19 protein-coding genes and 1 tRNA gene are annotated in these 25,859 nt (G+C 70.8%); 7 read left to right on the top strand and 13 right to left on the bottom strand.

Going from position 1 to position 25,859, the window contains the following annotated elements; all coding sequences use genetic code 11:
- Positions 1–148: 148 nt before the first annotated feature.
- The 4 genes from pth to BM051_RS07195 form a co-directional block, all read right to left on the bottom strand.
- On the bottom strand, positions 149–742 hold the full coding sequence (gene pth, locus BM051_RS07210) for an aminoacyl-tRNA hydrolase (protein WP_092529231.1): 594 nt from the start codon (positions 740–742) through the stop codon (positions 149–151).
- Between the two features lie 6 nt (positions 743–748).
- Complete coding sequence (locus BM051_RS07205) at positions 749–1,405, bottom strand: 50S ribosomal protein L25/general stress protein Ctc (protein WP_092529230.1); 657 nt, start codon at positions 1,403–1,405, stop codon at positions 749–751.
- A gap of 219 nt (positions 1,406–1,624) precedes the next feature.
- The gene (locus BM051_RS07200; RefSeq protein WP_425319712.1) at positions 1,625–2,467 is read right to left on the bottom strand and encodes a TIGR03621 family F420-dependent LLM class oxidoreductase; all 843 of its coding nucleotides are present in this window, start codon (positions 2,465–2,467) and stop codon (positions 1,625–1,627) included.
- A gap of 286 nt (positions 2,468–2,753) precedes the next feature.
- Positions 2,754–4,106, bottom strand: coding sequence for a GGDEF domain-containing protein (locus tag BM051_RS07195; RefSeq protein WP_243859206.1), 1,353 nt, complete (start codon positions 4,104–4,106; stop codon positions 2,754–2,756).
- Positions 4,107–4,292: 186 nt separating this feature from the next.
- Between BM051_RS07195 and BM051_RS07190 the strand changes: the two genes are divergently transcribed.
- Complete coding sequence (locus BM051_RS07190) at positions 4,293–5,126, top strand: nitroreductase (protein ID WP_425319711.1); 834 nt, start codon at positions 4,293–4,295, stop codon at positions 5,124–5,126.
- An 18-nt stretch (positions 5,127–5,144) separates the two neighbouring features.
- Here BM051_RS07190 and BM051_RS07185 read toward each other — a convergent pair whose 3' ends face one another.
- The 4 genes from BM051_RS07185 to BM051_RS07170 all read right to left on the bottom strand — a co-directional run bounded on the left by BM051_RS07185 (position 5,145) and on the right by BM051_RS07170 (position 9,685).
- Positions 5,145–6,125, bottom strand: coding sequence for a ribose-phosphate diphosphokinase (locus BM051_RS07185; protein WP_092529228.1), 981 nt, complete (start codon positions 6,123–6,125; stop codon positions 5,145–5,147).
- On the bottom strand, positions 6,122–7,594 hold the full coding sequence (glmU, locus tag BM051_RS07180) for a bifunctional UDP-N-acetylglucosamine diphosphorylase/glucosamine-1-phosphate N-acetyltransferase GlmU (protein WP_092529227.1): 1,473 nt from the start codon (positions 7,592–7,594) through the stop codon (positions 6,122–6,124). The genes BM051_RS07185 and glmU overlap by 4 nt, the downstream gene beginning before the upstream one ends.
- Positions 7,595–7,717: 123 nt before the next feature.
- Positions 7,718–9,427: a GGDEF domain-containing protein gene (locus BM051_RS07175; protein WP_092529653.1), complete on the bottom strand. Its 1,710-nt coding sequence runs from the start codon at positions 9,425–9,427 to the stop codon at positions 7,718–7,720.
- A 186-nt stretch (positions 9,428–9,613) separates the two neighbouring features.
- Positions 9,614–9,685, bottom strand: a tRNA-Gln gene (locus BM051_RS07170).
- A 241-nt stretch (positions 9,686–9,926) separates the two neighbouring features.
- On the opposite strand from BM051_RS07170, the gene BM051_RS07165 reads away from it, so the two are divergent.
- Both BM051_RS07165 and BM051_RS07160 read left to right on the top strand, forming a co-directional pair.
- Complete coding sequence (locus tag BM051_RS07165) at positions 9,927–10,892, top strand: acyl-CoA desaturase (RefSeq protein WP_092529226.1); 966 nt, start codon at positions 9,927–9,929, stop codon at positions 10,890–10,892.
- A gap of 95 nt (positions 10,893–10,987) precedes the next feature.
- Positions 10,988–11,581 (top strand): TetR/AcrR family transcriptional regulator, encoded by a 594-nt coding sequence (locus BM051_RS07160; protein WP_166677580.1) that lies wholly within the window; start codon positions 10,988–10,990, stop codon positions 11,579–11,581.
- A gap of 13 nt (positions 11,582–11,594) precedes the next feature.
- On the opposite strand, the gene BM051_RS07155 is transcribed toward BM051_RS07160, so the two are convergent.
- From BM051_RS07155 to BM051_RS07140, 4 genes are all read right to left on the bottom strand, one after another.
- Positions 11,595–12,446, bottom strand: coding sequence for a cytochrome c biogenesis CcdA family protein (locus tag BM051_RS07155; RefSeq protein WP_092529225.1), 852 nt, complete (start codon positions 12,444–12,446; stop codon positions 11,595–11,597).
- Positions 12,443–13,027, bottom strand: coding sequence for a protein disulfide oxidoreductase (locus tag BM051_RS07150; RefSeq protein WP_208325827.1), 585 nt, complete (start codon positions 13,025–13,027; stop codon positions 12,443–12,445). Before BM051_RS07150 ends, BM051_RS07155 begins: the two co-directional genes overlap by 4 nt.
- Positions 13,028–13,768: 741 nt before the next feature.
- Positions 13,769–16,624, bottom strand: coding sequence for an RHS repeat-associated core domain-containing protein (locus tag BM051_RS07145; protein WP_177216897.1), 2,856 nt, complete (start codon positions 16,622–16,624; stop codon positions 13,769–13,771).
- Between the two features lie 527 nt (positions 16,625–17,151).
- Positions 17,152–18,327: a PQQ-dependent sugar dehydrogenase gene (locus tag BM051_RS07140; RefSeq protein ID WP_092529223.1), complete on the bottom strand. Its 1,176-nt coding sequence runs from the start codon at positions 18,325–18,327 to the stop codon at positions 17,152–17,154.
- Positions 18,328–18,506: 179 nt separating this feature from the next.
- Here BM051_RS07140 and mfd point away from each other — a divergent pair, with 179 nt between their 5' ends.
- The gene (gene mfd, locus BM051_RS07135) at positions 18,507–22,073 is read left to right on the top strand and encodes a transcription-repair coupling factor (RefSeq protein WP_092529650.1); all 3,567 of its coding nucleotides are present in this window, start codon (positions 18,507–18,509) and stop codon (positions 22,071–22,073) included.
- Between the two features lie 158 nt (positions 22,074–22,231).
- Here the strand turns inward: mfd and BM051_RS07130 are convergent, their stop codons facing one another.
- Positions 22,232–23,365: an FAD-dependent monooxygenase gene (locus BM051_RS07130; protein WP_092529222.1), complete on the bottom strand. Its 1,134-nt coding sequence runs from the start codon at positions 23,363–23,365 to the stop codon at positions 22,232–22,234.
- A 127-nt stretch (positions 23,366–23,492) separates the two neighbouring features.
- On the opposite strand from BM051_RS07130, the gene BM051_RS07125 reads away from it, so the two are divergent.
- The 3 genes from BM051_RS07125 to BM051_RS07115 all read left to right on the top strand — a co-directional run bounded on the left by BM051_RS07125 (position 23,493) and on the right by BM051_RS07115 (position 25,768).
- Positions 23,493–24,425 carry a TetR/AcrR family transcriptional regulator C-terminal domain-containing protein gene (locus tag BM051_RS07125; protein ID WP_092529221.1) on the top strand — a complete coding sequence of 311 codons (933 nt, stop codon included), beginning with the start codon at positions 23,493–23,495 and terminating at the stop codon, positions 24,423–24,425.
- 121 nt (positions 24,426–24,546) lie between these two features.
- Complete coding sequence (locus BM051_RS07120) at positions 24,547–25,446, top strand: helix-turn-helix domain-containing protein (protein ID WP_092529220.1); 900 nt, start codon at positions 24,547–24,549, stop codon at positions 25,444–25,446.
- Complete coding sequence (locus tag BM051_RS07115) at positions 25,409–25,768, top strand: DUF397 domain-containing protein (RefSeq protein ID WP_092529219.1); 360 nt, start codon at positions 25,409–25,411, stop codon at positions 25,766–25,768. Before BM051_RS07120 ends, BM051_RS07115 begins: the two co-directional genes overlap by 38 nt.
- Positions 25,769–25,859: the final 91 nt, after the last annotated feature.

The raw sequence follows: 25,859 nt of genomic DNA, 5'->3' as shown, positions 1-25,859 counted from the left end.
GTGGTCGTCGCGCGGCCTGTCCCTTGACCGCTTTCCGTCCTATCGGCCGGGAGTGCGGCCCGCCAGCCCTGACCCTGTCCTCGACTCGAACAGGGGGCAAAGTCGACGCCTTTGGGTGAGCCGACAAACACAGAGAGCGACAGTGTGGTCAGCTCGCGTGGAACGAGTTCTGCGCGGCCGCCAGGCCGTTGGTGACGAGCGCCTCGACGGCGTCGGCGCAGCGGTCGACGTTGAGCGGCAACTCCCGCCGCTCCACCGCCGAGAAGTCCTTGAGCACGTAGTCGGCGGGGTCCATCCGCCCCGGCGGGCGCCCGATCCCGAAGCGCACCCGGTAGTACTCCTTCGTGCCCAGCGACTTGCTGATCGAGCGCAGCCCGTTGTGCCCGTTCTCCCCACCGCCGAGCCGCAGCTTCAGCGCGCCGTACGGCAGGTCCAGCTCGTCGTGCACGACGGCGAGGCCCTGCGGTTCGATCTTGTAGAACCGCGCGGTGGCTGCCACGGGGCCACCGGAGAGGTTCATGAACGACCGCGGCTTGGCCAGCACCACCCTGCGCCCCGCGAGCCGGCCCTCGAGCACCTCGGCGCCGCCCTTGTGCGCCTTGAACCGGCCGCCGATCCGCGCGGCCAGCTCGTCGAGCACCAGGAAGCCGATGTTGTGCCGGTTGCCGGCGTAGCGCGGGCCAGGGTTGCCGAGGCCGACGAGCAGCACCTGCTCGCCGGCCCCCGGAAGGTCCTGCGCCACCGCCGGTTACTCGGCGTCTTCGCCGGGTTCCTCGGTCTCCGGCTTGTCCTCGACCACGCCGGCGCCCTCGGTGTCGACCGACGCCTCCATCGCGGCCTCGCTCGGGGCCTCGCTCACGGTGACGATCAGGGACTCGGGGTCGCTGATCAGCGTGGCACCACGCGGCAGGGCGACCTGGCCGGCGGTGATGTGGGTGCCGGCCTCGGCGCCCTCGACGGACACCTCGAACTGCTCGGGGATGTGCAGCGCGTCGACCTCGACCTGCAGGGCGTCGAGCTCGTGGGTCACCAGGTTGCCGGGCGCCGGGTCGCCGGTCAGCACGATCGGCACGTCCACGGTGACCTTCTCGCCGCGCTTGACGACCAGCAGGTCGACGTGCTCGATGTAGTTCTTCAGCGGGTGCACGGTGATGGTCTTGGTGAGCGCCAGCTCGGTGGCCTTCTCCGCCTTCTCCTCGGCGCCGGCGACGTTCAGGGTGAGCACGGCGTTCTGGCCGTTCTCCCTGATCAGGCGGGCGAACTCAATGGCGGGCAGCGCGAGGTGCCGCGGGTCGGTGCCGTGGCCGTAGAGCACCGCGGGGATCTTGCCGGCGCGACGGGTGCGGCGTGCGGCGCCCTTGCCGAACTCGGTGCGCGGCTCGACGGTCAGACGTACCTCGGACACGGTCTTGCTCTCCTTGCGATGGGGATCAGGCGGTGTTGCTCGTGGCTGTTGCTTGCGGCTGCCCGGCGGCGAGCTCCACAACGTGCGGTCGGCGCGTGGCGCTCAAGCCGCCGCGTCGATCACGTCGGGCACCATGTGTCACCCGCCTCGCCGAGACAACCTGCACAGTTTAATTCCCGGCGTTGCTCACCTGATCGGCGGGTTGCCCTACGGGGTTCGCTACCGGCCGCGCAGCGCCCGCACCACCGGGGCGAAGGTCTCCATCGCGGGCTCGAACACGGTCAGGTAGGAGAAGCCGAACCGCCGGCGCAGCTCGACCACCCGGTCCACCAGGTCCTGCTCGATGCGGCCGACCAGGAGCTGCGGGGCGTCCGCCAGCGTGTCCGGGTCGAGGTACGGGGCCGGTGCCGCCCAGCGGCGAAGCTCCGCGGCGGGGTCGTCGGTGATCGCGACGTGCTGGACGAGGAAGTTGAACTCGGGGTCGCGGGCGGTCCTGGCTCGGACGAATCCGACCCGTTCCGCGAGAGCGTCGGCGCCGGCGACGTCGAAGGTGCCGGGCGGGCGGCCGGGCACCTGGCGGAGCCCGGCGAACCCCACGATGTCGGCGTGCTCGGCGGCGAGGGTCAGCACGGCGTTGGAGTTGCCGGCGACCAGCAACGGTGGCGTGGGCACCGCCGACTCGGCCAGCAGCCGGGGCAGCTCGTCGAGTGCGCGGGCGAGCTGGTCGACGCGGTGCGGCAGCGGTCGCCACGGCAGCCCGGCGCCGTCGAACTCGGCCTTCATGTGCCCCGCGCCGAGGCCGAGCTCGAACCGGCCGCCGGCGAGCCGTACGGTGTCGGCGATGTCGCGGGCGAGCAGCGCCGGGGTGTAGAAGGGGACGTTCAACACCAGCGGGCCGAGGTGGACGCGCTCGGTGACCGCCGCGGCGGCGGCCAGCGCGGGGAACGGCGCGGGCGCGGTGCCCAGGTGGTCCGGCACGGTGATCGAGTCGTAGCCCAACTCCTCGGCGCGCCGGCACTTCGCGGTCCACTCGTCGCGGCCGCCGACCGACCACATGCTCACTCCGAACCGGGAACTTCCGCATGCGGGGATGCTATTCGGTGGCCCTGCGCCAGTGCACCGTTTTCGTCATGGGCGTAGGCGGTGACGGCCGGGCCACGGACAGGTTCATCTGATGCGTGGAGTCCCGGAACGGGTGACGCAGCCGGCCGGACGTCGAAGCCAGGCCGGCCTCGGCCGATCGAGGCCGACGGATGCCCGCCCTCGTCACTGGGTCCATTCTGGACAAGTGGGCTCGGCTGGCGGACGGGTCGGTATCGGTTCACCACAACGAGTTCGCGTGCCGGTGTCAGTGCGGTGAGCCGGTGTCCTCTCCCGGTCGGTCGGAGGACTCGGGCCGGCGAGGCGGCGGCGGCCGGTTGGCCATGCCGCTGAGCTGGACGCGGTCGCGGCCGGCCTTCTTGGCGCGGTAGAGAGCGGTGTCGGCGGCGAGCAGGAGGGCGTCGAGGCCGTCGATTCCGGGGGCGGGGTAGGTGGCGCCGCCGACAGAGATGGTGAGGCCGGTGACGGTCTCGCCGGTGGGCAGGTCGACGGCGATCGCGTGGACGCGGTGGCGGATGCGCTCGCCGAGCTGGTGCAGTCGGTGGTCGCCGCCGATGTCGGGCGCCACGACGCAGAACTCGTCACCACCCCAGCGACCGCAGGTGTCCTGGGCGCGGGTGGCGGCGGCGAGCTCGGTGGCGATCGCACGCAGAACCAGATCGCCGTTGGGGTGGCCGTAGGTGTCGTTGATCTCTTTGAAGTGGTCGAGGTCCACGATGAGCAGGCCGAGCGCGCCGCCGCGGACGCGCGTCGCGTCGAACAGGCTCTGCGCGACCTGTTGCCACCAGCGGACCTCGGCCAGTCCGGTCTTCGCGTCGGTGCGCGAGGCCCGCTGGTATTGGGGGAGCAGCAGGCCACGGTGCAGCGCGATCAGGGCGACCACCAACCCGGCCAGGACGAGCGGCTGGGGACCGACGAGGATCACCGCGGCGACGAGCCCGAGGCCCATCGCGCCGGCCTCGAGCAGCTGGTCGGCGAAACCGGAGAACAGCTCGGCAGCGGTCACCCGCGGGGTGGACAACGCGATGGCGGCCATGACCAGTCCCGCGTTGATGGCCCACCGCAGCACCGCGGCCGCGACTATCACGCCGAGATCGGCCAGCCCCGCCAGCGGCGCCGGGTCCGGGACACCTGGGTACTGGTGCATGCCCAGGGCGAGCACCACGACCGCGGCCTGCGTCCCGCACAGCACGGTGCCGCAGGAGAACACCCACCGGTAGGCCGGCACCGGTCGCCCCTGCGGCCAGCTCCGCCACCACGCCAGCAGGTAGGTGAGCACGACCGTTCCGCTCGCCAGCACCGGCGGCAGCACGATCACCGCGGCGAACGACACCACGGCCTTCGTGTCCACGGTCGCCACGATCGGGGAACGGTGGTACTCCCGCTGCCGCTCGATGTGCCGGGTGCCCTCGACGGCGACCACCGCGCACACGGCGAGCACCCCGAACCGCACGAGGTCGACGCTGTGCACCGGGGTCAGGAAGGCGGTGGCGGTGGTGACCGTGACCGCGACGGCGTTGATGGTGAGCACGTACACCACGACCCGGCGGGGCTGGCGCCACAACTCCCAGCCCCGAACTCGCTCGCGTGACCAACGCATCGGTCCGGACATCGCGCTCACCCGCACAAGGCCAAAACGAGTGTCCTACCGTAACCGGAACGGCACCAGCTGTCGCCGCCTCGGCGCCCGCGGCAAGTGCCGTCTCGGGACAATCACTCGAACAGCCCAACTCGAGCCGTCGCGCCGAGCCGGTCGCCCACCGGCTGCCCGAGGTGGTCGGAATGGATGGTTGGCTGTGTTTCCGCTGGGCGTGGCCGGGCCGGTGGTTTGGTTCTGCGGCTCGACGCCGGGAGCCGAGGGAGCGTCGGTCACCTTTTCTCTTCGCCAACCGTCAACACGGTGGAGAGGCCCGACATGGCGGGCCCCGTGGGACCGGCACGGGAGGGGCGGCCCTTGGACGTCTACCAGGCGGTGACGAGTCGCCGAGCTGTACGCGCGTTCACCGGCGAGCCCGTTCCGAGAGCGGTGCTCGATCGTGTCCTTTCCACGGCTGCCCACGCCCCGTCAGGGGCGAACCTCCAACCGTGGCGCAGCTACGTGTTGACCAGCGCTCCGCTGGCGGAGCTGAAGAAGCGCACGGCGGAGCGCGTCGCGGCAGGCGACCCCGGGGACGCGCGGGAGTACGAGATGTACCCGCCGCGGCTGAAGTCTCCGTACCGTGAGCGCCGGTTCGCCGCCGTCCAGCAGCGCTATGCCGCGCTCGGGATCTCCCGCGCGGACAGGCGGGCACGGAGCAGGGCGGTCGCCGCGAACTGGGACTGCTTCGGCGCCTCCACCGCCCTGTTCTGCTACGTCGACCGGGACATGGGGCCGGCCCAGTGGGCCGACGTCGGCATGTACCTGCAGACCGTCATGCTGCTGCTCCGTGCTGAAGGGCTGCACAGCTGCCCGCAGATGGCGTGGTCGGTGTACCGCCGAACCGTGGCGGACGTGATATCGCCTCCCGACGACCTCATCCTGTTCTGCGGCATGTCGATCGGATTCGAGGACACGTCCACGCCGCGACCCCGCATCGAGCGCGCCCCACTCGCCGAGACCGTCATGTTCCTCGACGGCTAGCCAGCGAGGGGAGCCGGCTCAGGCGCTGCCGTCGAAGAGGCTGGTGACGGAGCCGTCCTCGAAGACCTCCTGGATGGCCCTCGCCAGCAGGGGCGCGATCGACAGCACGGTGAGCCCGGGGAACCGCTTCTCCTCGGGGATCGGCAGCGTGTTGGTCACCACCACCTCGCGCGCCTTGCAGTTCGCCAGCCGCTCGGTGGCGGGTGGCGACAGGATCCCGTGCGTGGACGCGATCACCACGTCCGACGCGCCCTCGTCGAGCAGCGCCTCGGTGGCCTTCACGATCGTGCCGCCGGTGTCGATCATGTCGTCGATCAGCAGGCACAGCCGGCCGCGCACGTGCCCGACCACCCGGTTGGCCACCGCCTGGTTCGGCCTGTCCGGGTCCCGCGTCTTGTGGATGAACGCGATCGGTCGGTCACCGAGCTGCGCGGCCCACTTCTCGGCCAGCCGCACCCGCCCCGAGTCGGGCGACACCACGGTGATCTCGGCGTCGCCGTAGGTCGACCGGATGTGGTCGGCCAGCACGGTCTGCGCGAGCAGGTGGTCCACCGGCCCGTCGAAGAAGCCCTGGATCTGCGCGGTGTGCAGGTCGACCGTCATGATCCGGTCGGCGCCGGCGGTCTTGAACAGGTCCGCGATGAGCCGCGCCGAGATCGGCTCCCGGCCCTTGTGCTTCTTGTCCTGCCGGGCATAGGGATAGAACGGCATGATCACGGTGATTCGCTTGGCGCTGGCGCGCTTGAGCGCGTCCACCATGATCAGCTGCTCCATGATCCACTCGTTGATCGGCGTGGTGTGGCTCTGGATCACGAACGCGTCGGTGCCGCGCACGGACTCCTTGAACCGCACGAAGATCTCGCCGTTGGCGAAGTTGTGCGCGGTCTGCGGGGTGATCGTCACGTTGAGGTGCTGGGCCACCTCCTCGGCGAGTTCCGGGTGTGCCCGCCCGGAGAAGAGCATCAGGTTCTTCTTCGGCGTGCCGGACTTCGGACTCATGCTTGCGACTCCCCGTCGTTCTCGGTCTCCTCCTGCGCGGCGAGCGCGGCCTCGGCCGCCTCCGCCGCCGGGGTGCCCGGCCGCCGCCGAGCCACCCAGCCTTCGATGTTGCGCTGCGGCGCTCCGGAGACCGCCAGCGCCCCCGGTGGCACGTTCCGCCGGATGACCGTGCCGGCGCCGCTGTAGGCGCCGTCCCCCACGGTCACCGGCGCGACGAACATGTTGTCCGAGCCGGTGCGCACGTGCGAGCCGATCGTGGTGTGGTGCTTGCTCACCCCGTCGTAATTGACGAACACGCTGCTCGCGCCGATGTTGCTGTGCTCGCCGATCGTGGCATCGCCCACATAGGTCAGGTGCGGCACCTTGGTGGCCCGCCCGATGTCGGCGTTCTTCGTCTCCACGAATGTGCCGATCTTGCCGCGCTCGCCGAGCCGGGTGCCCGACCGTAGGTACGCGAAGGGGCCGACGGTGGCGCCGGCGCCGATCACGGCGTCCGCGCCGTGCGTGCGGATCACCGTGGCCCCGGCGCCGACGGTGACGTCGGTGAGCGTGCTGTCCGGGCCGATCACCGCGCCCTCGCCCACGGTCGTGGCGCCGCGCAGCTGCACGCCGGGCTCCAGCACCACGTCCCGCTCCAGCGTGACGTCGGTGTCGATCCACGTCGTGGCCGGGTCGATCACGGTCACCCCGGCCCGCTGCCAGTGCCGCACGATCCGCCGATTCAGCTCGGCGCCGAGCGCGGCGAGCTGGACGCGGTCGTTCACCCCCTCGGTGAGCCACGGGTCGTCCACCACCAGCGCGCCGACCCGCCGCCCTTCGGCCCGCGCGATGCCGAGCACGTCGGTGAGGTAGGCCTCGCCCTGCGCGTTGTCGGTGGACAGCCGGGCGAGCGCGGCGGCCAGCACCTGGGCGTCGAAGGCGTACACCCCGGAGTTGATCTCGGTGATCTCCAGCTGCTCGGGTGTGGCGTCCTTGTGCTCGACGATCCCGGTCACCGCGCCGGCGGTGTCCCGCACGATCCGGCCGTAGCCGGAGGGGTCGGGCACGACCGCGGTGAGCACGGTCACCGCGTTGTCGCTGCCGTGGTGCTCGGCCAGCAGCCCGCGGAGGGTGTCGGTGTCCAGCAGCGGCACGTCGCCGTAGCTGACCAGCACGGTGCCGGTGAGCCCCACGGGCAGCTCGGCGAGCGCGCAGGACACCGCGTGGCCGGTGCCGTTCTGCTGCTCCTGCACGGCGGTGGCGACCGGTCGGCCGAGCAGCTTGCCCACGACGTCCAGGTGCTCGGCCACCGCGGCGCGACCGTGCCCGACCACCACCACGAGGTGCTCGGGGTCCAGCCCGGCGGCGGCCCGCACGGCGTGCTCCACCAGCGGGCGGCCGGCGAGCGGGTGCAGGACCTTCGGGACGGACGAACGCATGCGGGTGCCCTCGCCCGCGGCGAGGATCAGGGTGCTGAGCGGGCCGGTCACGGCACTCCTCACAGGCTCCGGGGCTCGGTCTGGTCGGGCTGTTCGCGCTGGTCGGGCCGGCCGTGCCCGCTCTGGAGGGCGACGCCGGCGGGCGTGGCGCGAACGGCCTCGCCGGACCAGATCCTACGGGTGCTCCTCCAGCTCCCACGTGGGGTCGCCGGACGCGCCGTCCTCGGCGTACTCCGGCGGCAGGCCGTCGCCCGCCGCCGAGGTGGCCGACGCCACCTGGTTCCCGCCCCGCCGCTTCGCCTGGTACATCGCCGCGTCGGCGCGGGAGAGCACCTGCTCGGCCCGCTCGTGCGGGCGCAGCGACACCAGGCCGACCGACAGCGTCACCCCGTGGGAGAGGTGGTGCGGCAGCGACGCCACCGCGCTGACCGCGCGGCCCAGCGCCTGCTTGGCCGCCGACACCGGGGCGCCCGGCAGCAGCACGATGAACTCGTCGCCGCCGTAGCGGGCCACCAGGTCGTCCCCGCGCAGCGCGTCACGCAGCGTGCTGGCCACCACCCGCAGCACGTCGTCGCCCTCGGCGTGTGAGTGCCGGTCGTTGACGTCCTTGAACCCGTCGAGGTCGACCAGCGCCACCGCCAGCGGCTGGGCCGCGGCCGACGCGGCCAGCTCCCGCAGCCGCTCGTCGAGCGCCCTGCGGTTGGGCAGCCCGGTGAGCGGGTCCTGCAGGGCCTGCTGGGTGATGGCGCCGTGCTCGGCGGAGAGCCGCTCGTGCTCGCGGCGGGTGTTCAGCGTGGCGATCTGCGACTCGCGCAGCGACCACAGCTCGGCCTCCAGCGCCTCGACGTAGCCGGCGAGCAGTGTGGCGGCCGTGCTCTCGGTCTGGGCGGCGGCGTCCTCCTCCTGCCCGAGCTTGGCGATCTCGCGCACCAGGTTGAGCCGCATCGACGGCTGGGAGTTGTCCTCCGCCTGCCCCTGCCGCGCGGCGGCCAGCACCTCCATCGCCTCGTCCCGCCGGCCGTCCACCACCAGGCAGCGGGACAGCGCGATGGTGACGATCACGTGCTCGTGCGGCCAGCCCTGGCTGGAGTGCAGCTTGCGCAGCCGGTCGATGTGCGCGGCGCTGGGCGCGGCCAGCGCCAGCGCGGCGGCCAGGACGCCCACCTGGTCCACGGCGGCGACGCCCGGCCGGCGGGGGAACAGCGACTCGGCGAACGGCGCCTCCACCGCGATGGCCATCGAGGCCGCGGTGCGGAACTTCTCACCCGCCTCGTCGGCACGGCCGACCCGCTCCAACCGCAGGCCCCAGCCGAGCAGCATCTTCACCCGGTTGATGAGCTGCAGGGTGATCTCGTGCGGCCCCGCGCTGTCCCGCACCGCCTGGTGGGCCCGCGCGATGACCTCCTCGGCGGCCTCGTACACCCCGAGCTGGTTGAGCACGATCCAGCAGTCGATCAGCGCCGAGGACAGCAGCCGGTCCCACGCGCGGCGGCCGAGTTGGACGTCCGGTGTGGCCGAGTCGTCCAGAATGGCCAGTGCCCTGGCGATCTCGGTGAGCGCCGCATCCTCCTGGCTGGACAACACGAGCAGCCGGCCGCGCAACGCGTGCGCGTCGGCGCGGAGCAGGGCGAGGCCGTGCCGCTTGGTGTGCGCGAGCATCTCGTCCAGCCGCGGCTCGGCCTCGGCGGCCTGGCCGCGGGTGACCAGCCGGGCGAGCGCGGCGGCCCGCAGCAGCTGCGCGACGAGGATCGGCTCTCCGCGGCGCTGGGTCTCCTCGAGCAGCTCGTCCAGGGTCCCGATGATCCGCAGCTGCTCGTCGCGGTCGCTGCGCTGCACGATGGCGATGAGCTCCCGGGCGCGCCCGAGCAACCAGGCGTCGGACATGTCGCCCAGCGCCGGGCGCTGCGCCTCCCGGGACGGCGCCTCTCGCGGCTGGGCCTCCTGCGACGGGGACTCGGGCGAGGGCGCGTCAGGGGAACGGGCGTCACAGGGCTCGGTGTCCCGCGCCGCCGGGGTCTCGTCGTGCAGCCGCACCCACCCCCTCGCCGAGAGTCCGCTGGAGGAAACCTGCTCCGCCGCCAGGACTCGAACCTGGACCGTCAGAACCAAAATCTGAAGTGCTGCCAATTACACTACGGCGGATCGTGCCTGGTCAGGATAGTCACCCCGGCGGGGGGAGTGTGCCGTGGTCGCGCCTTCGCCCGACGCCGGCCGCCTGACCAGGCCGAACCTGGCTGAGAGGCCGGTCACACACCGTGCGGGTGCTCACTTCGAGGGCTCCTGGTTTCGGTCTATCGGAGCGCGGGAAACCTCCTGTAGCGTAAGTTACGGCATCGTAGGTTAGGTGACCCTCACCCGGGTCATCCGGGAAGAAGTGAGACGTATGACGGCAACCCTCGATCGCTCCTCGACCACCGGCGAGCCAGCGGACCGGAAGGGCCCGAAGCCCATCCTCGACGGACAGCGCACCAATGGAGTCCAGGTCTCGGTCTACATCGGTGTCATCGCACCGCTGGTGGCGCTCGTCGCCGCGGTGCCCTTCGCCTGGGGATGGGGGCTCACCTGGGTGGATGTCGGCCTGTTCGTCCTCTTCTACGCGCTCTCCGGGCTCGGCGTGACCGTCGGCTTCCACCGGTACTTCACCCACGGCTCGTTCAAGGCCAAGCGCTGGCTGCGGGTGGCGCTCGCCATCGCCGGCAGCATGGCCGTGCAGGGCCCGGTGATCACCTGGGTCGCCGACCACCGCCGGCACCATGCGTTCTCCGACCGGGACGGTGACCCGCACTCGCCGTGGGCGTTCGGCACCTCGCCGCTGGCCATCGCCAAGGGCTTCTGGCACGCCCACATGGGCTGGTTGTTCGAACGCGACCGCAGCAACGCCGAGCGGTTCGCACCCGATCTGCTCCGCGACCCCGCGATCGTGAAGGTGGACAAGCTGTTCTTTCTGTGGACGGCGCTCACTCTGGGATTGCCGGCACTGCTCGGCGGGTTGCTCACCTGGTCGCTGTGGGGCGCGCTGACCGCCTTCTTCTGGGCCGGCCTGGTGCGGGTGGCCTTCCTGCACCACGTCACCTGGTCGGTGAACTCGATCTGCCACATGATCGGCGAGCGCCCGTTCACCGCGCGCGACCGCTCGGCCAACTTCTGGCCGCTGGCGATCTTCTCGTTCGGTGAGTCGTGGCACAACCTGCACCACGCCGACCCGACGTCGGCCCGGCACGGCGTCAAGCGCGGCCAGATCGACATCTCCGCGCGACTGATCTGGATGTTCGAGAAGCTCGGCTGGGCGACCAACGTCCGCTGGCCCACCCCGCGCCGGCTGGCCCGCTTGGCGACCGAGTCCGGCTGAGCCGATGGGTCTAGGCTGCCGTGGTGGCGGCCAGACGGAGGGGAAAGCGCGACGCGGCCACCGGGGTGCGGCCGACCCCGGTGGCCCGCGTGCGCATGACCGGAACGGAACGCAGGCAGCAGCTGGTCCACATCGCCCGCGAGCTCTTCGCGGAGAAGGGCTTCGACGGCACCTCGATCGAGGAGATCGCGCACCGGGCCAACGTCTCGAAACCGGTGGTGTACGAGCACTTCGGTGGCAAGGAGGGCATCTACGCCGTCGTCGTGGACCGGGAGACCCAGGCGCTGCTCGACCGGATGGTGTCCAGTTTGGACGGCGGGCATCCCAGGGCGATGCTGGAGCAGGCGGCGATGGCGCTGCTCAGCTACGTGGAGGAGGAGCAGGACGGGTTCCGCATCCTCGTCCGCGACTCGCCGGTGGCCAGCGCCACCGGCACCTTCTCCACGCTGCTCAACGACATCGCCGGGCAGGTCGAGCACATCCTCGGCCGGCAGTTCGCCGCCAGGGGCTACGACGACAAGCTCGCCGCGCTCTACGCCCAGGCGCTGGTCGGCATGGTGGCGCTCACTGGCCAGTGGTGGCTGGACGCCCGCAAGCCCAAGCGCGACGAGGTGGCCGCGCACCTGGTGAACCTCGCGTGGAACGGGCTGTCCCATCTGGAGCACAAGCCGAGGCTGCGGCTGAGCTGAGCTTCCCGGTGCGCTACCCGCGGGAGCGGGCGCGGCGCCGGCTGGCGAGCACGCCGAGCCCGACCAGGACGGCGAGCGCGGTCAGCAGTGGCACGGCGCCGACCGAGTCGACCCAGTGCGCCAGTGTGGACTGCACCGCGCCAGCGACGTCGACGACCGGGTCGTCGGCCGAGCCGTCGCCGAGGAACAACCGCAGCTCGTACACCCCGTAGTAGCCGACGTAGAGGCCGGCGAGCACGAGCAGGCCGCCGCCGACCCGGTGCACGTACGGCAGCATCCGGCGGAACCCGCGGGCGGCCGAGGCGCCGACCAGCGCCACCGCCACCGCGAGCACACCGACCACCAGCGCCATCCCCGCCCCGTACACCAGGTACGCGGCCAGCCCGGTGAGCAGCGACCCGCCGCGCAGCGCGGTGCCGGTGACCGCCAGGAACGGCCCGATCGTGCAGGACAGCGACGCGATCGCGTAGGCGAGGCCGTAGCCGAACATCGAGCCGAGCCGCGCGGTGGGGGCGCCCTTGCCCGGCTTGGGCAGCAGCAGGGTGATCTCCCTGCCGGCGAGCAACCAGGCGCCGACGGCCACCATCACCACCCCGATGACCACCGTCACGATCGGGAGGTACTGCTGCACCGAGGCCGCCAGTGGGGCCACGACCAGCCCGAACGTGCCGAACACGGCGAGGAAGCCGGCGGCCATCACCGCGGTGGCGGCCAGCGCCCTGCCCACCGCGGCCGACCGCCGGCTCCGCTCGCCCTCGCCCGCGACGACGAGCGTGAGGTAGGCCGGCAGCATGGCGAACCCGCACGGGTTCACCGAGGCGACCATGCCCGCGGCGAGCGCGAAGCCGAGCGTCTCGAGGTTCATCCGGCCAGGTCGTTCACGCGCTCGGTGAGCTCCCGCGCGGACAGCTGCTGCTTGACCACGTCGACCGTCCCATCGGGACGGACGAACGCGTACGCCGGCTGGTAGGTCACGCCGAAGCGCTGCCAGATCGCGCCCTCCTCGTCGGCGACGTGCGGGAAGTCGCCGACGCCGTGCCTGCCGACGAAGTCCCGCATGGCCGGCACCTCGTCCTGGGCCGCGATGCCGACGAAGCTGACCCGGCCCGCGGTGTCCCGCGCGGCCTCGGCGACCGTGGGTGCCTCGGCGGCGCACTTCGGGCACCAGGGCGCCCAGAACCAGAGCACGGCGGCCTTGCCGGCGAGGCTCTCGCCGGTGAACTGGGTGCCGTCGAGGGTCGTGCCGGTGAACCGGAGTCGCTCGGGGACGGCGGGTTGCTCGGCCATGCCGGTCTCGTCCCGTTCGGGCATCGCGGTCTCCGACATGGTCGGCTGGCTTGCCGCGGGTGGTGCCGGGGGCGGGTCGACCTCCGTGCCGCAGCCCGCGATCGCCACCACCGCCAGCGCCGCCGCGATGGTCGCGCCGATCGAACGCACTCGCCCCATGAACCGTCCTCCTCGTCGGATCGCTCGTCGCCTCCATCTTGGGTCAACGGCGCGGTGGCGCGGGCAAGGAACACCATTACGGAGTCGTGACGTCCTGGCCGGCCGTCAGGTGAAGAAGTCTTGATTGGCTTTAGAAGGCCAGAGTGCGACACGCATGCGGCGAAGGAAGCAACGATGACGACGGGGCCGTCGAGAAACAACATCGTGCTCCACAGGGCGAGTGCCAGTAAGGCCCAGAACGTCATCCAGAGTGGCCGCCTCGGACGCATCAGGTGAAGTCCTCCGTTGTGGTGCCCGATCACACCGGGTGACGCGGAGCAGGTTGTCGTCGTCGCCGTTGGAGGTGGTGACGTAGAGGGCGCCGTCCGGGCCGCTGCGGGCGGCGCTGTCCGACCAATGGTGAACGACGGACACCTTGGCCCGAGGTAGGGCTGATTCACGGCCGCCCCTGTTGGATCGGCTGGTCGAAACAAGCAGTGGTCGTGCAACTGGAGAGGTTCCGTTGCACGACCACCACTCGCTTATGCGTTGTGCCGATGTTCAGGTACGCGTACCCGATGCTCCGTCAGTTGAAGTGGTCGTGATCCTCCTTCGATGGCCAGACCGCGACTACAATTGCTGCACAATGCGGAGAATATCAAATCGTCCATCATTTATCGCGATTTTGTCGCCTTACCACGATCAGCCCAATAAGAGCCAGTATCATACTGAGCACGCCGAAGATTATTCCCCAATATCCACTCATCCACATGCCTCCTGAGGAGGAGTATTTGCCACCGCTCCTACGATAGCGACACCGAAGCCGCCAATAGCCAGCCCCACACCGAGCGTGCTCACCGTTGTGACAGCTGTTACGAAGGTGACCATGCTAATCATGCTTCCACCTGCGACTGATATCGCGCCCAGGTTTGACTGGAGGCAAGAATTGACCGCTGCTCCTGTTGGGTCGCTGTTGTTGATGGGGTCGTTGTTGGCGTAGGTGTAGGGGTTGGGCTCCTGTTTCGTGGGGTCGGGTTGGGTGAAGCGGCCGAAGCTGGGGTTGTAGTAGCGGTGGCCGAGGAGGTGGAGGCCGCCGCGGAGTTGGTACTGGCCCAGCCAACGTAGGTGGTTGTCCTCGGCCGCGGAGCCGTTGGTGTGGACAGCGCCGTACGTGTCGTAGCGGTAGGTGGCGGCGAGGTTCCCGCCGCTGTCGAGCAGTGCCAGGACGCTGCCCTGGTGGTCGGTGATGAGGTTGTAGCGGGTGCCGTCAGCGGCTTTCTCGGTGATGAGGGTGCCGTCGGGGTCGCGGGTGTAGCTGGTTCGGTAGCCGTTGTCGATGACCTGGGTCAGCCCGAGCGCGGTCTGCTGGAAGACGTGCTGGGTGGTGACCCCGTTGTGGGTTTCGGTGATGCGGCGTCGCTGGGTTTGGTCGACGGTGTCGTAGGTGGCGTCGAAGATGCGGGTTCCGTTGAGGTAGCCCTCGAGCATCTGGTTGGTCGCGCTGTAGGTGAAGCTGCTGATCGGGTTCTGGGAGCCAACCAGGTTGCCGGCGCCGTCGAACTCGTTGACCTGGTCGCCGACCTGGGTGAACTGGTTGGCGGGGTTGATGGTGAACGTGGTGCCGGCTCGGTTGGTCATGTTGTTGGCGTTGTCGTAGCCGAACGTCACGCTGCCGGCGCGGGTGACGCGGCGGAGGCTGTCGTAGGTGTAGTTGGTGGTGACGCCGGCGATGGTGGTGGACTGGATCTGGTCGCTGTCGCTGCCGTCGCCGCGCGTGTAGGAGTAGGTCGCCGCGAACAGTTCCGTGCCGGCCGTGTTGGTCACGCGCAGGCTGGTTCGGCGGCCGGAGTTGTCGTAGCCGTTGTGCTGGGTACCGGCACCGGGGAAGGTCGTCCGCGTGCGCCGGTCGGTGTCGTCGTAGGCGAAGGTGGTGGTTTGCCCGAAGGGATCGGCCAGGGCGGTGAGCCGGTAGGCCTTGTCGTAGGTGTAGCGGGTGGTGCCGCCGCCGTCGGCGAGTGTGGTGAGGTTGCCGACCGGGTCGTAGCCGTAGGTGACCACCTCGGTGCTGGTGCCGTCGCGGCGCTCGACCCGGGTGGGCTGGCTGGCCGCGGCGGTCTTGGTCCACCGGAACGTGGTGGTCACGCCGGGCACCGCGCGCTCGGTGAGGTTGCCGATGCCGTCGTAGTCCATGGTTTGCAGAACCCGACCGTCGTGGCTGATGGCGACCACGCGGTCCAGTTTGTCGTAGGCGTAGTCGATGCGCACGCCGCGGCCGTCGGTGACGCTGGTGATCCGGGACAGGGAGTCGTAGGTGTAGCGGGTGGCGCCCATCGGCGCGGGCGGGATCTCGGCGGTGAGGTTGCCCCGTTCGTCGTACTCGAACCGGGTGGTGTGCCCGTTGCCGTTCTTCCGGGACGCCAGTGTGCCGTGCGGCTGGTGGTAGGTGTGCACCCACAGGTCGACGTCGAGGCCGTCGGAGTGGATCTTGGTGAGGTTGCCCGCGTCGTCGTACTCGCGGCTGAGCCGATTGCCCTGCGGATCGGTGACCGTCGTGGGCAGGTGCGGGTGGGCGGCGTCGGTGTAGCCGACGCTGGTGGTGGCGCCGGTGGGCAGTTGGGTGCTGATCAGGTTGTTGAGCTCGTCGTAGCGGTAGGTGGTGGAGTTGTTCAGCCCGTCGGTGGTGACGGCGATGTCGCTGTTGGCGGTCCAGGTCTGCGACCGGCTGTGCCCGAGCGCGTCGGTCGCCTTCATCTGCCGGCCCTGGCGGTCGTACTCGTAGATCGTCTGGTGGCCGTTGGCGTCGGTCCTGATGGTCTTGTCGACGTCGTAGGTGTCCTGGCTGTCGTAGTCGAAGCGCGTGCGGGCCGGGCCGTTCGGCCCCGGGGTGGCGAGCTCGGTGATACGCCCGTACTCGGTGGACATGAACTCGTAGCGTCCCCGCGAGGGGTCGGTCAATGCGAGGAGGTTGCCGGTGCCGGTGTCCCACTCCAGGGTGGTGCGGTCACCGGCGCGGTCGGTGTAGCTGGCCAACCGCCCGTCCTGGTAGGCATAGCTGGCGGCCACCGTCCCGGTCGGGTCGACGATGGCGGTGAGCCGACCACCGTCGTCGTAGCGGAAGGTCGTCACCCGGCCCTGTGAGTCCGTGATCGAGGCCAGGTCACCATTGCCGAAGTAGCGCAGCGAGTTGGTGTTGCCGTTGCGGTCGGCCTGGGACAGCAACCAACCCTCGGCGTTGAACGTCCACCGCTCGTTGGTGTTGTACCAGGTCACCTCGTAGCCGCCGTTGTCGAGCCGGCGCAACCGCGCGTCCAATCCTGGTGCCGGCCGGAAGGAGCCGTCGCCGTTCTTGTCGAACATCACGCAGTAGCCACTCGGCCCCCGCAACACCACGCCATTACTGAAACTGAGGTCGAGGTGGACATCGGCGCCCGTGGTGAGCCGCCACTTCTCGTCGAAGGCAGCCGACCGGTCGAAGCTCTCCGTGCTGTTGAACACGTGGCTCAACGACAGGTCCTGACCCGTCCCCTTGATCGTCAGGTCCCTGGCGGTGATGACCACATTGCCGTTGGCGGTGTTGACCAGCAACTCCGACCGATCGGAGATCGGAAACCGCTCCAAAGGATAATCCCGCTTTGTCCCGTAGTCGGAATTGCCACACCAATCCCGCGCCACCTCCGCATCATGCCGCTGGGCCTGCGGATTCACCTCCTGGCGCGGCGCACCCTGCGGGGGCGGACCACCCACCGGAGCCCGGTTCACCGCGTCCGGCGGTGCCCACGCCGACCCCGGAATCACCAACTCGCCCGCGCTGACCGACGCGTTCGCCGGCGGTGTGCTGACCGAAGAAATGATCAACGTCGCGACCAGTGCCGTTGACGATAATTCGCGCAGCGCACGGCCACGCAATCGACTGCGAGCCATCAGAAGCTCCCCCTGTACAATGACGCGCCCACCCCGACGAGCGCCCGTACGCCCTGGGCGTCACGGCGACGCTAGGGCAACGGTCGCGCCGGAAACAACGATCAACTAGGGGAATGCCCGAACAGACCACACCAGTCGGCGTGACCCGAGCGCACCAATCAGCCCCGCCAATCGGGCCACCACTCCGGAATTCGATCTTCCTGGGTGAGGCGTCGAGTGAAGGATCAGGCGGGGGTGACGCGGAGCAGTTTGTCGTCCTCGCCGTTGGAGGTGGTGACGTACAGGGCGCCGTCCGGGCCGCTGCGGGCGGCGCGCAGCCGGCCGAACCGGTCGTCGAACTCGGGCGGCATGGTCACCTCGGTCACCGCGCCGGCGTCGTCCAGCGTGAACAGCAACAGCTTCTGCCCGCGCAGCGCCACCATCGCCAGCCGGTTCTCCAGCGGACCCCAGTGCGACCCGGTGAGGAACGCCGTCCCGCACGGCGCCTCGGTCACCGTGCCCGAGGTCCACAGCTCGCGCACCGCGTCCGGGAACCGCTCGAGGTCGGTCATCGGCACGCGCTCGTCGTAGAAGTCGACCGTGCCGCCGCGCGAGGGGTCCCACCCGTAGTTGCCGCCGGGCCGCAGCAGGTTGAGCTCGTCGTGCGCGACCGGCCCGTGCTCGGAGGTGAACACCTGACCGGTCTCCGGGTGCACCGCGACGCCCTGCACGTTCCGGTGCCCGTACGTGTAGATCCGCTGCTCGGCCGGATGCGCCGACCCGGCGAACGGGTTGTCCGGCAGCGGCGCCCCGGTGTCCAGGTCGATCCGCAACACCTTGCCGCCCGGGCTGTGCCGGTCCTGCGGGATGGTCGGGTCGTCGGCGGTGTCCCCGGTGCCGACCAGCAGCGCCCCGTCCGCGGCGATCGTCGGCCGGCAGCCGGAGTGCCGGCCGCTGTCGTTCACCGGCAGCCCGGTCAGCGGGTTCGCCACCCGCGTCGCGCTGCGGCCGTCCGGCGCGAGGGTCCAGGTAACCAGCCGCACGTCCACCGGCTCGTCACCCTCCCGGTACGTCTGGCAGGTGGTGAACCGCCGCGTGCGCGCGAAGTCGGGGTGCACGACCATTCCCATCAGCCCGCCCTCGCCGCGGACGTGCACGTCGTCGAGGTCGGCCGCCACCTCGGTCACGGTCGCCCCGGGCGAGGTGCCGGAGATCAGTGAGATCCGCCCCGGCCGCTGGGTCACCAGCACCTGGCCGTCCGGAAGGAACCCGATGTCCCAGCCGTGCTCCAGCCCGCCGGCCACCTCCTCGACCTGCAACCCGCTGGCCGGCGCGGGGCGGGGCGTCTCGGTCGCCGGCGTCTCGGCGGCGCAGGCGGCGAGGACGAGCAGGGCGGCGACTCCCAGCAGGCGCGCACGCATGCCCCAAGGATGCGCCCGCTGGCGTCGGTTCGCCGTATGTCGCCGAACTGCGCCGTGTCACCCCAACCACTCGGAGGCCGTGACCCGGTCGGACGTAGGCTGGGGGTGCCAACCCCTGCCCGCCTCCCACGGCAGGGGCTGCCCGTGCGTGAGGGGAACTTTCGGTGACCGAGGCAAGCCTGTCCGGACTGCTGTCCGCCGTCCTGCCCGATCCCGCGCTCCGCGGCGTGGTCGAGCGGGCCGGCGCGCCCCTGCTCGAGCTGGAGGGCCCACCCGCGACCCGCCAGCTGGTGGCCGCCGCGCTGGCCGCGCCCGAGGGCGCCGGCCGGCCGGTCCTCGCGGTGACCGCCACCGGGCGCGAGGCCGACGAGCTGACCACCGCGCTGGAGAGCCTGCTCGGCCGGGACGCGGTGGCGCACTTCCCGTCCTGGGAGACCCTGCCGCACGAGCGGCTGTCCCCCCGCGCGGACACGGTCGGGCGACGCCTGGCCGTGCTGCACCAGCTCACCCGGCCGGGGCACGGCGGGCTCCGCGTCGTGGTCGCCACGGTCCGTAGCCTGATCCAGCCGATGGCGCCCGGGCTCGGCGCGCTCACCCCGATCGAGCTCAGGGTGGGCGAGGAGCAGGAGTTCGAGGGCGTGCTGGGCCGGCTGGTCGAGCTGGCCTACGCCCGCGTCGACATGGTGGAGAAGCGCGGCGAGTTCGCCGTCCGCGGCGGCATCCTCGACGTGTTCCCCCCCACCGCCGACCACCCCTACCGTGTCGAGTTCTGGGGCGACGAGGTGAGCGAGATCCGCGCGTTCGCCGTCGCCGACCAGCGGTCGCTGCCGGGCGAGATCCAGGAGTTCCTCGCGCCGCCGTGCCGCGAGCTGCTGCTCACCGAGCGGGTCAAGGCGCGGGCCCGGGAGCTGGCCGAGGCGCACGCCGCCGACGCGCACCTGGCGGAGATGCTCACCAAGCTCGCCGACGGCATCCCGTGCGAGGGGATGGAGGCGCTGATCCCGGCGCTGTGCGAGGGCGAGTTGGAACTGCTCACCGACGCCATGCCGGAGGGCACCCACGTCCTGCTGGCCGACCCCGAGAAGATCCGCGCCCGCGCGCACGACCTGGTGCGCACCGGCCAGGAGTTCCTGGAGGCGTCCTGGAACGTGGCCGGCGGGGGAGGGCAGGTGCCGATCGACCTCGGCGCGTCGGCCTACCGTGACCTCGGCGAGGTCGCCAAGCACGCGGGCGCGACGAAGCGGCCGTGGTGGACGCTGTCCCAGCTCACCAGCGAGGACGCCGACGTCTACCGGCTGCCGATCGAGGCCGCCCCGAGTTACCGCGGCGACTTCGACCGGGTGCTGACCGACCTGCGCGCGCACACCGCCGCCGGCGGCGCCGCGGTGATCGTGGTGGCCGGCGGCGGCACCGCGGACCGCACCGTCGAGCAGCTCGCCGCGGCCGAGGTGCCGGCGACGCGAGCCACCGAGGGGGTCACCGAGCCGCCGCGGGCCGGCGTGGTGACGGTGACCTGCGGCGGCATCACCGACGGGTTCGTGTCCCCGGACCGCGCGCTGGTGGTGCTCAGCGAGTCCGACGTCACCGGCCGTGGCGCCACCGCCGGACAGTCCACACGCGACCTGAACACGAAGATGCCGTCCCGGCGGCGCAACGCGGTGGACCCGCTGGCGCTCAAGGCCGGCGACTACGTGGTGCACGACCAGCACGGCATCGGCCGGTTCGTGGAGATGGTGCGGCGCACGGTCGGTGGCGCCACCCGCGAATACCTGGTGCTGGAGTACGCCTCGGCCAAGCGCGGCCACCCCGGTGACCGGTTGTTCGTGCCGACCGACCAGCTCGACCAGGTGTCCCGCTACGTCGGTGGTGAGCTGCCGACGCTGAACAAGCTGGGCGGCTCGGACTGGAAGAACACGAAGGCCAAGGCCCGCAAGGCGGTCAAGGAGATCGCCGCCGAGCTGGTGCAGCTCTACGCCGCGAGGCAGGCCGCGCCGGGGCACGCGTTCGGGCAGGACACGCCGTGGCAGCGGGAGCTGGAGGACGCGTTCCCGTTCACCGAGACCCCCGACCAGCTCGGCGCGATCGACGAGGTCAAGCGGGACATGGAGCGCGGCGTGCCGATGGACCGGGTGATCTGCGGCGACGTCGGCTACGGCAAGACCGAGATCGCGGTGCGCGCCGCGTTCAAGGCGGTCCAGGACGGCAAGCAGGTGGTGGTGCTGGTGCCCACCACGCTGCTCGCGCAACAGCACCTGAACACGTTCGCCGAGCGGATGCGCGCGTTCCCGGTGACGATCAGGGGGCTGTCCCGGTTCACCGACCCGGTCGAGGCGGAGCGCACCATCGCCGGGCTGGCCGACGGCGAGGTGGACGTCGTCATCGGCACCCACCGTCTACTCCAGACCGGGATCCGGTACAAGGACCTCGGACTTGTCATCGTGGACGAGGAGCAGCGGTTCGGGGTGGAGCACAAGGAGCACATCAAGGCGTTGCGCACGCACGTCGACGTGCTCACGATGTCGGCGACGCCGATCCCGCGGACGCTGGAGATGAGCCTGGCCGGGATCCGCGAGATGTCGACGATCCTGACGCCGCCGGAGGACCGGCACCCGATCCTCACCTACGTCGGCGCCTACGACGACAAGCAGGTCGCCGCGGCCATCCACCGAGAGTTGTTGCGCGACGGCCAGGTGTTCTACGTGCACAACCGGGTGTCGTCAATCGAGAAGGCGGCGCGGCGGCTGCGCGAGCTGGTGCCCGAGGCGCGGATCGTCACCGCGCACGGGCAGCTGAACGAGGACAAGCTGGAGAAGATCATCCAGGGGTTCTGGGAGCGCGAGTACGACGTGCTGGTGTGCACGACGATCGTGGAGACCGGGCTGGACATCTCCAACGCCAACACGTTGATCGTCGAGCGCGGCGACCTGCTCGGGCTGGCCCAGCTGCACCAGCTGCGCGGGCGGGTCGGCCGCGGCCGGGAGCGCGGGTACGCGTACTTCCTGTACCCGCCGGAGGCGCCGCTGACCGAGACCGCGCACGACCGGCTGGCGACGATCGCGCAGAACACCGAGCTGGGCTCCGGGATGGCCGTGGCGATGAAGGACCTGGAGATCCGGGGCGCCGGCAACATCCTCGGCGCGGAGCAGTCCGGGCACATCGCCGGGGTCGGCTTCGATCTCTACGTGCGGCTGGTCGGCGAGGCGGTGGACGTGTTCCGCCGACATGCCGGCGCCGAGCCGGTCGAGGACGAGACACCCACCGAGGTGCGGGTGGACCTGCCGATCGACGCGCACATCCCACACGACTACGTACCCGGGGAGCGGCTGCGGCTGGAGGCGTACCGCAAGATCGCGGCGGCGCCGGACACCGAGGGGCTGGACGCGGTGCACGACGAGTTGGTGGACCGGTACGGCCAGCCACCGGCGCCGGTGCGGCGGCTGCTGGCGGTGGCGGCGTTCAAGCACGTCTGCCGGGCGGCCGGGGTGACCGAGGTGTCCACCCAGGGCAACACGATCCGCTTCGCCCCGTTGCCCCTGGCCGACTCGCAGCTGGTGCGCCTCAAGCGGCTCTACCCGAAGGCGATGTACAAGGCGGTGACGAACACCGTGGCCGTGCCGAGGCCCACCGAGGGCCCGGCCGGTGGGCGGATCGGCGCGCCGCCCCTGCGGGACGAGGCCCTGCTCGACTGGTGCACCAAACTCCTGCAGAGCCTGGCCAAGCAGCCGGCGGCCGCCGGAGTCTCCTGACCCGCCGATCCGCCGTGTCCGCGCGCTACGAGCGCGTGTCCGCGCGTTGTGCACGCCTGTTCGCGCCGCGCGACGCGGACACGCGTACAGGGACCGCGGACACGTGTGCAGGGACCGCGGACACGTGTGCAGGGACCGCGGACACGTGTGGGTGGGGGTCAGGGGTAGGTCGGCAGGTTCAGGGCGGTGGCGGCGTCCTGGAGTACGGTGGTGATCTCGTCCGGGCCTGGCTCCCGGTCCTTCGGATGGTCGGCCAACCGCTGGTTCCGTTCGACGAAGTCGCGGATGCGGGACTCGTAGGCGGGGAACGCGACGGTGTGGTCGCCGCCGGCTCTCGCGAGCTCGCCGGCGAGGACGTACGCGCCCACGATGGCGAGGCTGGTGCCCTGCCCGGACAGCAGGGACGGGGCGTACCCCGCGTCGCCCACCAGCGCCACCCGGCCCGACGACCAGCGGTCCAGCACGATCTGGCTCACCGAGTCGAAGTAGAAGTCGTCGGCCGCCCACATCTCCTTGATCAGCCGAGGGGCCTCCCAGCCCTCGCCGGCGAAGGCCGCCTCGACGATTCGCTTCTGCGCGTCGACGTCGCGGGAGTCGTAGTCCAGCTGCGCCGACTCGAACCCCATGAGCGCGCGCACCGCGGTGTTCTCCCGCGCGCAGAACACGCCGGTCATCTTGCCCTCCGAGCGGTGGAACACCTGCCACCGGTCCAGGTCGAGGAAGTTGGAACAGCTGAACACCGCGACGTACGTGCCCAGGAACCGCAAGAAGTCCCGCTCCGGGCCGAAGGCCAGTGCCCGCACCCCGGAGTGCAGCCCGTCCGCGCCGATCACCAGGTCGACGGTCCGTGGCGCGCCGTGCGCGAACGTCACCTCCACGCCCTCGGCGGACTGGGCCAGCCCGGTGATCCGGTCGCCGAACACGTACTCGGTGCCGCCGGCGCTCGCCCGGCGCAGGATGCCCGCGAGGTCGCCACGCATGATCTCCACGTCCGGGCTGTCCAGCCGCCCACCGGTGAGGGTCTCCTCGGTGGACCGCATCAGCTCCGTGCCGCTCTCGTCTACAAAAGACATTCCTCGCATACCGGTGGCGGTGGCGCGGATCTCGTCGAGCACGCCCATCCGCTCGACGACGTCGAGGGCCACCCCGCGAATGTCGATCGCTTGCCCGCCCGGCCGCGGCGCCGGTGCCCGCTCGACCACGATCGGCCGGAAGCCGTGCCGGCGCAGCCAGTGGGCCAGCACCGGGCCGGCGACGCTGGCGCCGGAGATCAGGACGGTGGTGTCGCGCATGTCGTTCTCCCAGGTCGTTCCGCTTGACGTGTACAACGTACACAGGAGGCAGAACACCTGCTAGAGTTCTAGAACACCGGCCAGGCGTACTAGAACGCCGGCCCGCTCGCTCCCGGAGGACGGTCTGATGACCCTGCCCGACCCGCCCTACGCGCGGATCACCGCCGAGATCCGCGCGCGGATCGCCGCCGGCGAGCTCGCCCCCGGCGACCGGGTGCCCTCCGCCCGGCGGATCAGCCGCGACCACGGGGTCGCGATCGCCACCGCCACCAAGGTGCTCGCCGCGCTGCGGCGGGAAGGGTTGGTGCGCGCGGTTCCGGGCATCGGCACCGTGGTGGTGGAGCGTCCGGTTAGCTCGACCCGACCGTCCACACCGGAGCTGAGCCGGGATCGGGTGGTGCGCACGGCCATTGGGATCGCCGACGCCGAGGGGCTCGCCGGGTTGTCCATGCGCAGGATCGCCACCGAGCTGGGCGTGGTGCCGATGGCGCTGTACCGGCACGTGCCGAGCAAGGACGCGCTGGTCGCGGCGATGATCGACGTCGCGTTCGGCGTGGAGTCGCTGCCCGAGGTCGCGCCGCCGGGCTGGCGGGAGCGCCTCGAGTCGATGGCCCGCCTGGAGTGGCGGACGTTCCGCCGGCACCGGTGGCTGGCCCAGGCGATCTCGCTGACCCGGCCGCATCCGTCGCGCAACGCGCTGCTGCACACCGAGTGGGCACTGGCCGCGCTGGACGGTCGGGGAATGCACGTGCACCAGATGTTCGCGCTGCACCTGACGCTGTTCGGCTACGTGCGCGGAATCGCGGTGAACCTGGAATGGGAGGCCGAGGCCGAGGCGGACACCGGCCGGACCGGCGACCAGTGGATGGACGACCAGTTGCCGGCCTATCAAGAGCTGATCGGAAGCGGCGACTTCCCACACATGCGCCGCCTGTTCGCCGCCGGCGACTTCGACCTCGACCTGGACCAGCTGTTCGAGCTCGGCCTGCAAAGGCTGCTCGACGGTGTCGCACTGGCACTTCCACCGGAGACCGGTGACGCCCCCGCGGCCGAACAATGATCATTGTTCGTGCCGGCGCGGCAAGCCGGCACTCCTTTCGGGGATGGCAAGCGGACCTCCTTTGTGGTGAATGGCGCGCGTCCTGAACCCGTTGGCACGCCTGGCGTTCTAGCGTTGTCCCATGGCATCGAGAGAAGCGACCGCGCGGTTGCGCGAAGTCGGCAACGAGCTCCGCCGAATCCGTGAGGCGGCGAACATGACCGAGCAGGACCTCGCGGATCGGATCGGCTGCTCGGTCAGCAAGGTTTCCCGGGTGGAGACCGGGCTCAGGGGGATCGGCGAGGTGATGGCGGCGGTGTATCTCACGCACTGCAACGCCAGCAGGGAGGACATGGAACGAATCCTGAGTCTCGTTCGAGAAACCGACGGCGAATACCGACTCCAGGCCCATGGTCAGCTCCTCCCGGAGCAGCTGCGCTCGCTGATGGTGCACGAGGGCACCGCACGGTCGATCACCAGCTATGAGCCGATCGTGTTGCCGGGGCTGCTGCAGATCGAGGACTACATCCGCGAGCTGTTCCGCTGGGGAAAGCAGGTGCCAGAGAAGGAGATCGAAAACTTCATTGAGGTGCGCTGCGCTCGGCAGACACTGCTGAACCGCCGACGGCCGCTGAAGTTCACCTTCTACATTCACGAACACGCGCTCCGCTCGGTCGTGGGGAGCGCGGAACTGATGTACCGGCAGGTCGTGCACGTGCTCTCGGTCGCCAACCGCGCGCACTGCGACATTCGGGTGATCCCAGCGTCGGCAGGCCCATTCGGCGCGTTCGGCGGCGCCTTCCGGATCATGCGCTACGCCCAGTACGAACCGGTGGTGTACATCCACACGCCCAGCGCGAGTGTGTTCCTCGACGAACCGGAACACGTCGCGGCCAACCAGAAGATCGTCGGACGGCTCGCCGAAGTGGCCTTGAGTGCGGAAGAATCTCGGGAGTGGCTTGCCGAGTTGGCAAGCGAGTACTACCGAGCGGAGGTCGGCGGCGATGATCCCCCAGGAGACGAGGGACCTCACGTGGCGTAAGAGCAGCTACAGCGGGGCCGACGGGCAGAGCGACTGTGTCGAGGTTGCCTGGCGGAAGAGCAGCCATAGCGGCGCCAACGGTCAGACCGACTGCGTCGAGGTGGGATGGCAGAAGAGCACGCACAGCGGAGCCGACGGGCAGAGCAACTGCGTGGAGGTCGCGTGGCAGAAGAGCAGCCACAGTGGGGCCAACGGTCAGACCAACTGCGTGGAGGTGGCGCACGGGGTGACCGCGGTCGCGGTGCGGGACTCGAAGGCGCCCGGCGCCGGCCACCTGGAAGTGCCGCCCGCCGCGTGGCACGCCCTCCTCGCCCGGCTGTAGCCCCGGTGGCCAGCCCCGGGGGCAGCCCTGGTGGACCCGGCCCTTCGGGCCGCCGCCCTGGTCAGCCCGTTGGGTCGCCGCCCTGTTGCGG

The organism is Amycolatopsis arida, from assembly GCF_900115565.1.
GTDB lineage: Bacteria > Actinomycetota > Actinomycetes > Mycobacteriales > Pseudonocardiaceae > Yuhushiella > Yuhushiella arida.
Note: the sequence above shows the minus strand (reverse complement) of the source record. Positions and strands in the feature narration are given on the sequence as shown.

Coding starts and splice junctions, on each gene's coding strand:
- BM051_RS07160 (WP_166677580.1), top strand. CDS start 10,988: ATGACCGGAACGGAACGCAGGCAGCAGCTGGTCCACATCGCCCGCGAG.
- BM051_RS07165 (WP_092529226.1), top strand. CDS start 9,927: ATGACGGCAACCCTCGATCGCTCCTCGACCACCGGCGAGCCAGCGGAC.
- BM051_RS07115 (WP_092529219.1), top strand. CDS start 25,409: ATGATCCCCCAGGAGACGAGGGACCTCACGTGGCGTAAGAGCAGCTAC.
- BM051_RS07175 (WP_092529653.1), bottom strand. CDS start 9,427: ATGTCCGACGCCTGGTTGCTCGGGCGCGCCCGGGAGCTCATCGCCATC.
- BM051_RS07130 (WP_092529222.1), bottom strand. CDS start 23,365: ATGCGCGACACCACCGTCCTGATCTCCGGCGCCAGCGTCGCCGGCCCG.
- BM051_RS07125 (WP_092529221.1), top strand. CDS start 23,493: ATGACCCTGCCCGACCCGCCCTACGCGCGGATCACCGCCGAGATCCGC.
- BM051_RS07185 (WP_092529228.1), bottom strand. CDS start 6,125: ATGAGTCCGAAGTCCGGCACGCCGAAGAAGAACCTGATGCTCTTCTCC.
- BM051_RS07190 (WP_425319711.1), top strand. CDS start 4,293: ATGGTTGGCTGTGTTTCCGCTGGGCGTGGCCGGGCCGGTGGTTTGGTT.
- BM051_RS07150 (WP_208325827.1), bottom strand. CDS start 13,027: ATGGGGCGAGTGCGTTCGATCGGCGCGACCATCGCGGCGGCGCTGGCG.
- BM051_RS07120 (WP_092529220.1), top strand. CDS start 24,547: ATGGCATCGAGAGAAGCGACCGCGCGGTTGCGCGAAGTCGGCAACGAG.
- BM051_RS07140 (WP_092529223.1), bottom strand. CDS start 18,327: ATGCGTGCGCGCCTGCTGGGAGTCGCCGCCCTGCTCGTCCTCGCCGCC.
- BM051_RS07155 (WP_092529225.1), bottom strand. CDS start 12,446: ATGAACCTCGAGACGCTCGGCTTCGCGCTCGCCGCGGGCATGGTCGCC.
- BM051_RS07195 (WP_243859206.1), bottom strand. CDS start 4,106: ATGCGTTGGTCACGCGAGCGAGTTCGGGGCTGGGAGTTGTGGCGCCAG.